At 40.0% G+C, this 12,533-nt stretch carries 13 protein-coding genes; 7 read left to right on the top strand and 6 right to left on the bottom strand.

Features of this window, described 5'->3' with window-relative positions; genetic code table 11:
• Positions 1–21: 21 nt before the first annotated feature.
• Positions 22–1,011 carry a beta propeller repeat protein gene (locus tag HC643_RS21720; RefSeq protein ID WP_137986127.1) on the bottom strand — a complete coding sequence of 330 codons (990 nt, stop codon included), beginning with the start codon at positions 1,009–1,011 and terminating at the stop codon, positions 22–24.
• A 251-nt stretch (positions 1,012–1,262) separates the two neighbouring features.
• Between HC643_RS21720 and HC643_RS21725 the strand changes: the two genes are divergently transcribed.
• Together HC643_RS21725 and HC643_RS21730 are read left to right on the top strand one after the other, a co-directional pair.
• The gene (locus HC643_RS21725; RefSeq protein WP_038088675.1) at positions 1,263–1,454 is read left to right on the top strand and encodes a CsbD family protein; all 192 of its coding nucleotides are present in this window, start codon (positions 1,263–1,265) and stop codon (positions 1,452–1,454) included.
• Between the two features lie 127 nt (positions 1,455–1,581).
• The gene (locus tag HC643_RS21730; protein ID WP_336604378.1) at positions 1,582–2,121 is read left to right on the top strand and encodes a hypothetical protein; all 540 of its coding nucleotides are present in this window, start codon (positions 1,582–1,584) and stop codon (positions 2,119–2,121) included.
• Positions 2,122–2,188: 67 nt separating this feature from the next.
• Here HC643_RS21730 and HC643_RS21735 read toward each other — a convergent pair whose 3' ends face one another.
• The 3 genes from HC643_RS21735 to HC643_RS21745 form a co-directional block, all read right to left on the bottom strand.
• On the bottom strand, positions 2,189–3,511 hold the full coding sequence (locus HC643_RS21735; protein WP_237265918.1) for an RNA-guided endonuclease InsQ/TnpB family protein: 1,323 nt from the start codon (positions 3,509–3,511) through the stop codon (positions 2,189–2,191).
• A 454-nt stretch (positions 3,512–3,965) separates the two neighbouring features.
• Entirely contained in the window at positions 3,966–6,833 is a 2,868-nt protein-coding gene (locus tag HC643_RS21740) for an apolipoprotein A1/A4/E domain-containing protein (RefSeq protein WP_050045308.1), read from the bottom strand.
• A gap of 452 nt (positions 6,834–7,285) precedes the next feature.
• Positions 7,286–7,423, bottom strand: coding sequence for a hypothetical protein (locus HC643_RS21745; RefSeq protein ID WP_153021558.1), 138 nt, complete (start codon positions 7,421–7,423; stop codon positions 7,286–7,288).
• A 506-nt stretch (positions 7,424–7,929) separates the two neighbouring features.
• Between HC643_RS21745 and HC643_RS21750 the strand changes: the two genes are divergently transcribed.
• Entirely contained in the window at positions 7,930–8,190 is a 261-nt protein-coding gene (locus HC643_RS21750) for a ribbon-helix-helix domain-containing protein (protein WP_038088678.1), read from the top strand.
• Between the two features lie 47 nt (positions 8,191–8,237).
• Positions 8,238–8,519, top strand: coding sequence for a type II toxin-antitoxin system RelE/ParE family toxin (locus HC643_RS21755; protein ID WP_050045307.1), 282 nt, complete (start codon positions 8,238–8,240; stop codon positions 8,517–8,519).
• A gap of 185 nt (positions 8,520–8,704) precedes the next feature.
• Here HC643_RS21755 and HC643_RS41480 read toward each other — a convergent pair whose 3' ends face one another.
• Complete coding sequence (locus tag HC643_RS41480) at positions 8,705–9,139, bottom strand: hypothetical protein (RefSeq protein WP_082051611.1); 435 nt, start codon at positions 9,137–9,139, stop codon at positions 8,705–8,707.
• Between the two features lie 27 nt (positions 9,140–9,166).
• On the bottom strand, positions 9,167–9,409 hold the full coding sequence (locus HC643_RS41485; RefSeq protein WP_237265919.1) for a HigA family addiction module antitoxin: 243 nt from the start codon (positions 9,407–9,409) through the stop codon (positions 9,167–9,169).
• Between the two features lie 494 nt (positions 9,410–9,903).
• Between HC643_RS41485 and HC643_RS42610 the strand changes: the two genes are divergently transcribed.
• The 3 genes from HC643_RS42610 (at position 9,904) to HC643_RS21775 (ending at position 12,503) form a co-directional block, all read left to right on the top strand.
• Positions 9,904–9,987 carry a LuxR C-terminal-related transcriptional regulator gene (locus HC643_RS42610; RefSeq protein ID WP_072040710.1) on the top strand — a complete coding sequence of 28 codons (84 nt, stop codon included), beginning with the start codon at positions 9,904–9,906 and terminating at the stop codon, positions 9,985–9,987.
• A 187-nt stretch (positions 9,988–10,174) separates the two neighbouring features.
• Complete coding sequence (locus HC643_RS42160) at positions 10,175–10,306, top strand: hypothetical protein (RefSeq protein ID WP_272899753.1); 132 nt, start codon at positions 10,175–10,177, stop codon at positions 10,304–10,306.
• Positions 10,307–10,439: 133 nt separating this feature from the next.
• Entirely contained in the window at positions 10,440–12,503 is a 2,064-nt protein-coding gene (locus HC643_RS21775) for a caspase family protein (RefSeq protein ID WP_050045306.1), read from the top strand.
• The last annotated feature ends 30 nt before the right edge of the window (positions 12,504–12,533 follow it).

Raw genomic sequence — 12,533 nt, forward strand, 5'->3', positions numbered from 1 at the left:
GGAAGAAATGTCAGATCTATATTATGCGAGAGACAAACAGTTTATTGAAGCCAAATCTGTGGCTATCTTCTTCCATGTCAAACCTGCATCGTTTGAGAAGAAAATCTGACCATCACTCGTTCCAAATGCAGCGAAATTTTCTAAAGTGGCAACAGTTCCCGTGTTAATGTTACTTGAAAACCACTCTGGCAGACCGCGATCGCATTTCTCAAAGGCTCCCGAGCGATCGAGCGGACGGCGATAGATGGCTGCTTTATTAGTACGGGGACCTGTGGAAGCAGTCATCAAGATGGTATCCTTGCAAACTGCTATGGCTCGCGAATACACAGCATGCAGATTTGCGCGATCGAAGCTCCAAGTATCTCCTCGATCTTGACTGACTGCTAATCCCTCAGCTGTGGCTGCCAGTACTAGTTCTGGACGATTTGGAACAGTTCGGACTTCGTGAACATCAGCATGAAAGTCGATGGTAGGTTGCCAAGACTTTCCTCCATCACGAGAGCGCAAAATACCGCCAACGTGTACGTTGACATAGATTTCTCCAGATTGACTCACTGCAAAAGACCGCACATCAGGAGGATCGCCCCACGGCGTATACCACTCTGAGCGTCCCTCAACATCTTGAAAGCAATTGAAGCGATGCATATTTCCATCTGTAATGCGGATGAGACAGGCTCCAGATGTTCCAACCAAAACTTCACCTTCAAGCGGCAGAATACAGTTCAGTTGTAGATCGTTAACTGAGGCGACTTGATGCCACTGGCTGTTAGAATTGCGATGCCAGACTGAGTTGTGATTCGCGATTGTCCACAATCCATCTTGGCTTAAAGCAAGATCTGTGATGGAATTCCCTTCAAGTTCAATATGCTGCTCGGAATCAAGAAATAGCAAACCCTTAGATGTTCCTGCTACGATTTGGGGCTTGTGCATCACCCGTTCGACATTAGCAAAGTCTGTATCGGCTTGTTGGCGATCGATGGGTTCCATTAGTTGCCGTGTTGTATCGTTCATAATTTGAACCTCTTTTATCAATGCTGCCACTATGGTTAGCATTTATCCTTGCTAATTAGCTATATCCCGCAACATTGGTTACATCTCTAATATAGCAGTCCTATTTAGGTTGCAATTGAAATATCAATCAGGCTTGCGGTAGAGGCAGATGATTCGACAGAATTGATATTTTAGTATTGTGAAACCTTATTTTTATTTTTTTGCAACTTTCAAAAAGTTGTGGATAAATAGTTGTATAAAGGAGTTCAGCAATGAGTACTGAAAATAGAGTGGAAGCAACCGCTAAAAACATCGAAGGCAAAATCCAAGAAGCAGTTGGTGAAGTAACTGGCAATCCTAAAGATAAAGCAGAAGGTCAGGCAAAACAGAGAGAAGCTGCAGTTGAGCATACTGTAGAAAACATCAAAGACGAAAAAAAGGAAGCCATAGATAGATCTTATTAGTCTCAGATAAGAATTTTTGTAGGTTGGGTTGAGGAACGAAACCCAACGTATATATATATGTTGAGTTTTCCCACGGTAAGCTCAACATATATATTTTTGTATTTTCATACATCCTTAAAGTAAATCAGTGGCTGTTATAACCAGTGAAATCGATTTTCTCAACATCTTTCTAGAAAACTTCTTATTCTTCGCGATCGCAACGTCATTTTTTCTAGTAACAGGCTGGGCGTGGAGAAATACAAAACCCTATGATTTACCAAAACCATTGCCAAATTGGTTTAGGATTTGGTTTTTGACAATGCAAATTGGAGGTATAATCCTGCCACTAGTTGGGCTTGTGTGGGTTATTTGGCAAGGCTATTTTAGTGCAGCGATCGTACTAATCTCTTACTTTTTCATGCTAGGGTTGCAAATCCTTTCTGAAAGCCTATCACTGAGATGGTTTCATTCATTCGTATTTGTCATGATACCCTACCTGTACTTGCCTTACCGTGTCTGGCAGTTATATCAGGGATTGATGCTTCTCAACCCCGTGAGTGATTTGGCATGGATTCGGAATCTGCTATTCATAGAGATTGTCTTATGGACTGGAAACTACGCTCTCGATTTGTCACAACTACCTAGACTTGTTCGTTGGGAGGTACGAGAAGAGATCGTATCTCGTTAAGTAGATAAGTTATTACAAACTTGTGCATATACTTCAGTTAGTTGGTAAAGGAAAAATACGATGAAACCTAATCTTGTTCTATTGTGGGTAACGCTATCGTTCGTAGTTGTGGGAGCCATAACCTTGCTTCTTCAACCTGTGATTGATTTTCAGTGACATCTCCTACACTTACTGAGAAGCAGTAAGTGTAGGCTTCCAAGACAATCCGGCTATTGCTTAGGAGACTCTTGGCTTTAAGAACGGTATGCCCATCCGCCCTTTTCTTTATATTAATCGCAGCATTACGATCCCTATCCAAGCTGCATGAGCAATGAGGACAACTATGCCATCTCTCATGCAGTTTTTTAGGAACTTTAGCCCCACAATTAGAACAATCTTGAGATGTGTTTTTTGGGTTAACAGCTATCACAAGCAAACCAGCATTTTCGGCTTTATTTGCAAGAATTGATAAAAAGCTTGACCACCCAGCATCATGAACTGACTTTGCTAGACTGGACTTTGAAAGTCCTTTGATATTTAAATCTTCATGGACTATGACATCATACTTTTTGAGTAAATGATTAGCAGTTTTGAAATGAAAATCCCGACGTTTATCAGCAACTTTTTTATGTTGCTTACCTAGTTGCTTAACTGCTTTTTGTCTCCCTTTACTGCCCTTTTTACGTCTAGATACTCGCTTGGTGACTACTCTTAATCGTTTTTGTGCTTTCCTATAATGTTTTGGAATAGCAACAGCTTCACCTTCAGAGGTTGTCAAAAACTCCTTCAATCCCAGGTCAATGCCAGTAATCGATTCGGGATTAATGTCAGGTTTAACAGTAGGAACTGTAGGGTCTTCTAGACTTAAAGTGATGTAGTATCCATCTGCTTTTTTGGTGACAGAGGCAGTTTTAATTTTGAAACCAGTAGGCAGTTGACGATGCAAAACAACTTTTATTAACCCCAATTTTGGGAGATTAATCAAGTCATCCTGCAAGCAGTCTTCTTTCATCTGAGGATAAGTAAAGGTTTTGTATCTACTTCTAGATTTAAACCTTGGTTTACCACTTTTTTTACCATTGCTATCGCCTTTAAGAAAACGGTCAAAAGTTACCTTAACTCGTTTAACTACATCTTGTAACACTTGTGAATAAATATCACCGTAGTGGGGATGAGTTTTCTTAAGCTCAGGCAATGTTTTCTTTTGAGAGTAATAGTCAGGATTATCTCTTAATTCAGGTAGGTGACAAACTAGTGGGCAAGCATTAACAGGACTACGGTTTTGTTCATACCAATGAAATCTATCTGCCAACAAATAGTTATACTGAGCGCATAACATAGATAGCCATCTATCTATCTCTACAACTTGGACTTTTGTTGGACGTAGTTTGTACTGGTATGCAGACCTCATTTTTTAATTCTCAACACCAGATAGACTTTATCATAAAAGTGTATACGTTGTTTACCCATTATGAAAGATTCTAGATTAAGTGTCAGGATGTCAAAACGTAGATTAAACAAGCTGAGGCAGTATGCAGCAGATAAGGATAAAACAGTGACACAAATAATAGAGGATTGGATCGATAAGTTGCCAAGCCCCAAAACTGGTGATTCCTCATTGACCCCCTGCCCTGTCAAGGAATAGCGGATTGAATTGGTTGTGGGTCAATTCGTCATCACCCCGACATTCATCCCACACTGCCTTCGGTCAGATGTGGGATGAATGTCGGTTTTAGTTAAGGGACTTCCAAATCAAAAAATGTCCAATTTTCTCTTATAGTTAGTGCAGGCTAGAAGCCTGCAATTAGTATAGGACGGGCGAGAACACCCATCCCACACTTTAGAGTTATCAACTCGTCAAATCTTCAACCAAATAGATTAAATCCCGATACAGCTAAAGCACCAGCCACTGCTGAAGCCGCTAGAGAGATGCTAGCTGTGTTAAACAACCACCAAGCTGCACCTGCAACAACTTTTTTGGTTTCCACTGCTTGCTTTTTAGCTTGCTCTTTGATTGCGTCTAACCGTTTTTGAGTTTCTTGTTGAATGCGTTCGGCTTGATTTAATACGCTATCCCGTGCGGCTTCGATGCGGTTAACAATCTGGTTGGCTTGTTCTTCTGAAATATCTTCGCGAGAACTAATGAGAGCAACTAAAGTATCGCGATCAAATTGTGAAAGGCGATCGCGTATAGCCTCAAACCCTTCTTGTGGAGAGTCGAATAATTTGGCAAAGTCTTGTTGTATGCTGTCATAATTCAGTTCGGGACAGTTCAGTGAATTGAGATAGTTGCGAACTTTCTCAAAAACTCCATCAACGATCGATTGCACTCTTTTCTGGACTTGCTGATACTGTTCGACAATCGAGTCACGAACGGATTCTATGCGATCGACGATTTTGTTCGCTTCTTCAGGGGAGATATCCTCGCGTTGGGACAGTAAGCTGACAAGTGTAGAGCGATCGAATTTAGAAATGCGTTCTCCTAAAGAAGAGACTCCCGCACGAGGAGAAGATAGCAACAGTTGCAAATCTCGTTTGATAGCTTCTGGATTCAGTTCTTCTTTATTAGTGTTACGCAAATAGTTCTCTAAATTTGCTTCAAACTCTACAACTCCTTGTGTTGCACGGTTTGTCAAGCGTCTAGGTGCTTTAACAATGTTGTCAATGCCTTGTTGTACTGAGTCAATAGCATGATTAATTTGTTCTTCAGTCAAATCTTGACGCTGACTGAGTAACTTCACTAAAGTATCGCGATCGAATTGTGATAATCTTGCCCTAAGAGCAGAGATACCTACTTCCGGATTGTCTAGCAATGTTTTCAAGTCGCGTTTGATGCCTTCAGGGTTGAGTTCTTCTTTGTGAGTATTTCGCAAATAATCTTCTACTCTTTGTCTGAATTCGTCGGCTTTAGCCTTCGCTTGCTCTTGCAGTTCGCCAGCGCGATTTAAAAGATTATCGCGAGTCTGTTCAAATTGACTGACAATATTATTCGCTTCTTCTTCGTTCAAATCGGAGCGTACTGCTAAGAAACTTACTAAGGTATCGCGATCGATTTGTGAAAATTGCTCTTTCACATCCTCAAAACTACCTTTCGGATCTTCTAGTAGCTTTGTTAAGTTTTGCCCAATTCGTTCTGGTTTGAGTTCTTCTTTGTTAGTCGATCGCAAATAATCTTCTAAACGGGTGCGGACATTTTGCGGTTGTTCTCGTGCTTCCGCCTGCTTGACAGTTTCTAAAACCTCGTTTTTGGTGCTTTGAAGTAATTCACTAATTTCCTTAATCCTTACTTCGCTCAAATCTCCCCGCTGTTGCAATAAGTTGGTGAGATACTCTTGGTTGAGTTCTTCCAATTGTCGTCTTACACTTGAAGGATTTGCATCGCGATCGTAGATAACTTCTTTGAATTCATCTTGAATGGTAATGCGATTGAAATGCCAGGGAAAGGAATTCAGTATGTATTCTTCTACATCTGCTTTAATTGTATTATTTACAGATGCAGGTAATCTTTCAGCTACAGCACCGCCAAGTTTTTCAGCTTGGTGAGTCGCTTGGTCTTTAAGTTGTTGCAACTGTTGTGTGATTTTCTCTACATCTACATCCCGAACTTTTTCTCTCATCTGTTGTAGTTGTTGACTGACTTGTTCTACATCCAATTGAGACAAGTCTACTTGTTTTAACACAGCAGGTAAAGTGACACCTAAGCCAACTTCTAGAGCTTGTTTGACTATTCCATTGCTTTGTTTGCCATTTCCACCTCCAACTGTTGCCAATTGCTGAACTTTCTCTCCTAAACGTTCGGATTGTAGTTCTTCCGGTGTTGCTTGTTGAATTAAACGAATGACTTGTTCTGTAGGATTTTGCCTAGCCAAAACTTGGTTCCAAGCATTTTGTAATTGGTCGGCGATACGATTAACATCTTCTTTGGAAAAGTCTGTACGACTGCTAATTAAATCGACGAATGTTTGACGATTTATATTTTTCAGTAGGTCGCTATCAGCAAGCGATCGCAAATCTGCATCCTTTAGTAGCTTGTCAAATTGCGATCGAATTTCTTTAACATCTAGTTTTGACGGTTGTATAGAAGTTAAAGAATTTTGCAATGTATTTCTAATAGTATCGGTGTTAAGTCCCGATACAAGCTCGCGACGAACAACAGCACTAATTTCTTCTGCAGTGGAAACTATTTGATTTTTAGCAGCATTTGCACCTAAAGCAGCAGTGGCTGTACCCATTATTCCTTGTAAGCCAGATGTGACAGTGCTCGCAACAGAGCCAATTAAAGAACCTACTGCTTTTGAACCAAGCCACATAATGAGTGAGAAATAAGCAGACCAGATGACGACACCAATAATCGCTCCCAAGGACGCACTTTCAATTAGGCTGAGTTTCACTGCTAAAAAACAGGCGCTAAATAATGCGATAGTTGCGGTTGCGATCGCCCAAAGACCAACAGATGTTTCAATTTTACGAATTGTACTACCTGAGGTTCCTGACTCATCATCGGTATAAGAATCAGTTCCCAAAGATGAAATTCCCACCGCTACTGAAAAGTTAGTTAACAGAAGTTGGAAAGCAAATGCCATAAATACGCCTGCAAGCAATGCTACCAAAAATTTAGGGCCAGAAAAAGCAACTGATACTTCTTCTGGAGTTAATACTTCGTCAACTACGGGAATTTGTGCCAATCCTTGTAGATAGCAGGATTTAAATGCAATGAATGCACTTGCAAACATAGATATTGTCCTCAATTTAGTTTGATTAGATACTGCTGTACTCAGTCATTACGTACCTAAAGTACTTTCTCTTGAACTGGAACCCAATCTCTCTACAGTTCCAGTTTTAATGTGTTTGTTAACGATCTCCCAAAAATCAAATCTCAGCTTTGCTCCCTATTTGTAGGCTAGAAAATATTTCTCTGTAATTTATCTTCCTGAAGATTGACTTTAGTTATTTTTATGTCTGTGTGAGTGTAGAACCCTGACTTCTCTAAGAAATCAGGGTTCTAGTTGTAGTTTAATTATTTTAAATAATATTACGTTATGTTAATTAGGTAAATTATCAATGATGAGATAAACAAGCAGCAAGAATCGTTAGCATATAGTTGTTATCCATAGCAGATCGATGCGATTTTTGACGATTACCATCGCAGCTTAAATGTAGCAGTAAAATCTCCGCTAACTGGCACCTAAGCACCTTGAGCATGACCTTGTTGTTCTAAGCATACAGCACAGGCTTCAGCCAATGCGGCTCCAAATGAAGGGGTGATAGCAGGTAAGCCTTGCGATAAATCAGTCAGTACAAGTTCTAGAGGTTCGTTCAACATTATTCCCTTGGTTAGGATTTCCAAAGTTTTTACATTTTGTAATATAGTTCTATTGATTTCTACTCACCTACTTATTAAGTTCCAAACCATTAAAGAACTATAGCAGTCCTAAATCATTCGTGCGAATTTGAAATTATTGTGACCCCCTGTAGTTCCTCCAAGGCATCATACGGTGTACACAGTTCTCTAGAAAAGACATGAAACATCCTAAAAAAGGAGAATTGGAATTAAGTTCCCCCTTTTTTTAAGCCTTTTTTAAGGGGGTTTAGGGGGGATCGAAACCGCAAGAATACACTTTAGAAGACTTGTGTGTACACCGTAGCCAAGGCATCGGGGGGACGATGTTAGCAGGGAAGTGAATTTTCTAACAATTCATTTAAGATTGCTATAGGACAACGTAAATTCGATTAAAATCAAGCTCTAAAAATTGGCATAGACCTTGGGGAATTGGGGTTGATGTGAAATTGTAAGTTAAAATAGTAAGCGATCTTTATGCTTGAATCCTAATGAATATCAACATCGATATACCTGATAAGGTGCGCGTTTACGTTGAGGCACAAGTAATAGCTGGTGCTTACAATAGCATTAGCGAATATTTTTTAGATTTAGTACAGCAAGACCAAAAACGCAAAGCACAAGAAAAGTTGGAAGCTCTTTTACTCGAAGGTATTGATTCTCCAGGACAGGAAGTCACACCAGAATATTGGCACTCTTTGCGTTCTATGGTTTTGGGTGAGAATAATATGGAGAACTCGAACGAAGCATGAGCTATCGGTTAGTTGTCAAAAATAAGGCAACGCAAGATTTGTGACAGTTGGCAAATTATATATTGCTCAATGGCAATGCGGATGTAGCTGTTAAATTTTTAAATGCTGCGGAAGTGACTTTTGAACAGTTGCTACAAACTCCTAAAATCGGAAAAGTGACCCAATTGGTGGTGTCGAGATTGGGCGAAATTAGACAATGGCGTATTAAAGATTTTAAGGATTATTTAATTTTCTATCGTATTCAAGATACTACCGTTGAGATTTTACGGGTATTTCATGGAGCAAGAGATTTAGCAGATGTACTTAGCGAGTTAGATGAAGAAATTTAACCCAAAATAACAACTTCATCTCTCTAGATTCCCAGTATCGGCTTGATTATGACACCAATACTATTTCTCGATTGTCAACCGTATTTCAAGTAAGTTCGCGATCGCACAATATGTGCTGCTTCATGGAAAAAATGAAACTAGAAGCGGTATTGGTTTTACTGTCAAGTGAAAGTTGAATCAGTGCCTTATGGGGATTTAACCACCGCGCTACACCACTGATATGCGTTCACATAGTGGCGGCTTCCGCATCGCTTAATTGATGGTATAAAAGCAAGCACAACCCCCGCTTCCCGGCACAACTGTTGCATCTGTGGTTCAAATTCCTCTGGTGGTAACACCGTCAACGTGCGAATTGAGCGTACCGCTTTTTCAAACTTTGATTTGCTGTACTTAGGACAGTCCAGTTTTTCTGCCTCTATTTCACCCAAACGCAACCAAGCAGTAATCGCACCAACATCACTTTGTTCAAAGCGGGTGCGACGAAAAGCAATTTCCATGCCTGCATAGTATTTCTGCCAATCTTCTGGCTCGACAACACCGAAAAATTGTAGTAACTTTTTTACCAAAGCTGGTTTATTCTTGGCGATTAAATGGCATTTGGAAATTACACCAAGGTTCATCAATTCTTTGACTGGTAACCGATCTAACTAAGATGTCCATCCCTTGAAGCGGTTTTCTTCTTCCTTCTTTGCCAAAGCAGCGCGATATTGGGCTTCATATCTGAGCCAGAATGCTGGTGTACTACCCAAAACTCGTTCTAGCTTCAGGGCTGTTTCTTCATTAATCGCTGCTTTGCCATTGATAAGCAAACTGATATGTTTCGTGGTGTAGCCCAAACGCTCTGCTAATTGTGCTTGCGTCCAATCGCGCTCCTCTAAATAGATCGGCAATGGTATCACCGGGAGGAGATACCCAATCGGGAGTGAATGTTCGGATTGTCTCAATCATGGTCATTTCCAATGAAAACAATACAAACAGCAGTAACTTTTGACCAATCAATGCTTCCATGTCAGGCATTAATTCCTCTCACCCTTCAAAAATGAGCGAAGGTACAGTTATGAGGCTTGACGAAAAGCCCAAAACTCTATTTATGGGCGAGCAAAGATGTAGGGGGAATGGCAATTAAAATTGCCGTCAACATGATACTCTCATCAAGCTTGGAAGATAAATCGCTCTCGTTTGTTTACGAAAGCCTTAAGTTGAAAATAACTTGCTAAAGTTGCCTTGTGTAAGTACGGGAAAGTACGCAAACAATAATTATGTAACAACTACATGGCACTTTAAAAATAAATCTTTATGTGCATAATCTATTGTACTGCGGATAAGCAGCTAGGAATTGAGCTATGTCTAACAACCAGCCACTCCGCTTCTACGCAACTTAGAGGTGCTGCGCTCTATCGCAAAAGGCAATAAGAACCAGCAAATTAGCACTGTCCTCAATATCGCTGAGAGTACCGTCAAGCTTTGATGCTAATAATATTTTCGGCAAATTAAATATGAGGGGTCGTACACAAGCACTAGTTAGCGTGCTGAATCAGGGATTGTAAGGAGTTCATGCTCTTAGCAAGGATATCAGCCGTCACATGGCGGCTGATATCAGCCTCGCTGACTTTGTTTGCGAATTCATGTAAACCGCAATTTCTGGCGTAGGGGCTATGGCATTTCAAAGGTTTGAGCATAGCGATGCCTGCGGCGGGCTGTGCCAACGCAATTCGCCAACAGAATCCGGAGTATACCGCAATCGCAAGCACTGGCAAGAAAACTCACCTACGACGCCCGTTCCTTGAAAAGCAAATTCAGTTCTTGATTCTGACCGATTGTGTACACTTGCTCAAATGAACAGCGCTTAAGGATTCTGGAAAACTTTTTAGATAAGGGGAGCTAACCTCCTTGGAGCCAACCTTATGAGGTAAAACTACCATGTCCAACCATATTTACGCTTTGCTAGTTGGTATTAATACTTATCATCCTCAATCTGAAGTTTCTTCCTTAGATGGCTGTGTTAACGATATTGAAGCGGTAGAAGCATATTTAAAAGGACGCATTGATAAAAAATGGAATGTTAAAGCAAAAATACTGAAAAACGAAGAAGCGACTCGGCAAAATATTATTAACGCCTTTGACAATTATCTCTGCCAAGCAACAAGCGGTGATGTGGCGCTATTTTACTATGCAGGTCATGGTGCCCAGGCAAGAACACCAGAACAATTAAAACATTTAGACCCGAACGGCTTACTTCAAAGTATAGTTTGCTATGATAGCCGCACCGAGAATGGTTGGGATTTAGCCGACAAAGAACTACGTTACTTAATTTACAAAGTGGCACAAAAAAATTCTGAAATCTTAGTTATTATGGATTGCTGTCATTCTGGAACTGGTACAAGAAACCCAGAAGTTAAAGTGCGTCAAACATATGAAGACTTGCGCGATCGCCCTTACGAAAGTTTGATTTTTGCAACAGATAAAAACGCACTTATTCAACCATTCAACGATGGGAAAGTTTCAACTTTAGTTCAAGGAAAACACGTTGCAATAGCTGCCTGCCGTTCCCACGAAACAGCGAAGGAATATAAAACTGAAGACTACAAAAACAGAGGTGCTTTTTCTTATTTCTTATTGCAAACATTAGAGAAAAGTAATGGTAATTTAACTTACAGCGACTTGTTGAGAAATGTTAATGCTTTAGTTAGTGGAAAAATATTAGAGCAATCACCACAATTAGAAGCAATATGCAAAGAAGATTTTAAAAAGATATTCTTAGGGGGTGCAATTAAAGAAATACCTATTTACTTTACCTTGAGCTATAGCGATAAAAATAAGACTAAACACAGTTGGGTAATAGATGGCGGTACGTTGAATGGCATTCCCAGTAACTCTCAAAATGGAGATACTTTATTAGCAATTTTTCCAGTAGGAAGTAACCCTGAAGAAATGCGCGAAATTTCTAATGCTTTAGGTACAGTTCAAGTTACTGAAGTAGTCGCCCAGCAGAGCAAAGTGATAATTACAGAAGGGAACGAAAAGCTAGATAAAAATGAAAGTTATTGGGCTGTTGTTACCCATTTACCTCTAAAGCGTTTGAAGGTTTATATTGAAGGCGAACAAGGTGATGAAATAGGTGTAGAACTGGCACTACAAGCACTAAATAAAGCTGCGGCTGAGGAAAATCCTTCGTTATTTGTTGAGAAAGTTGATGAAGCAAAAGATGCGGATTATCGTTTATTAGCCCGCCAAGGGCAATACTGGATTATTGAACAGACGACTGACCGTCCTATAGTTGCTCCCATTCCCGAAAAATCTGATATTCAAGGTTACACAGCAAAACGCGCCCGTCAAACTATTCAACGCTTAGAACATATCGCTCGTTGGATAAACATTTTAGAACTAGACAGCCCAGCAAACAGCACCATTAAAGCTGAAGACGTAGAGATGGAGATTATTGTTGTGTCAGGAGATAAACCATCTTCAACCTATGAAAATAATCTCTATAAACAAGAGTCGTACTTCCATCTAGAGTATTTTAATAAAAATGGAGAATGGCAACCACCAGAACTCAAAATCAGGCTGAAAAATAACAGCCACAAAACTATCTATTGTAATATCTTAGACCTATCTGGTAATTTCGCTGTATATGCTGAATTCTTTACTCCAGAAAAGAGTAGCATTCGCTTAGAACCTAATTCAGAAAGAACAACTGATGAAGGCGAGATGAAAATTCCCGAAGATTATTTAAAACAAGGAATTGCTGAATACAAAGAAATTTTGAAATTAATTGTCAGTACGTCAGAGTTTAATGCCAGTTTATTAGAGCAAGATGAACTTGATGTTCCACCACCTACATACCGCAGTGTGCCATTAACTGGAGGAACTCTCGATAAATTAATGGCGCAAGTTTATTCTCGCAAATGGGAGTCAAAAAGTAAGGGTAAACTTGACGATTGGATGACAAAACAAGTCACTTTGAAGATTGTACGTCCACAATAATTTCAAGGTATTAATCCAAATCAAAGCACT

The organism is Tolypothrix bouteillei VB521301 (assembly GCF_000760695.4).
GTDB classification, from domain to species: Bacteria; Cyanobacteriota; Cyanobacteriia; order Cyanobacteriales; family Nostocaceae; genus Scytonema; species Scytonema bouteillei_A.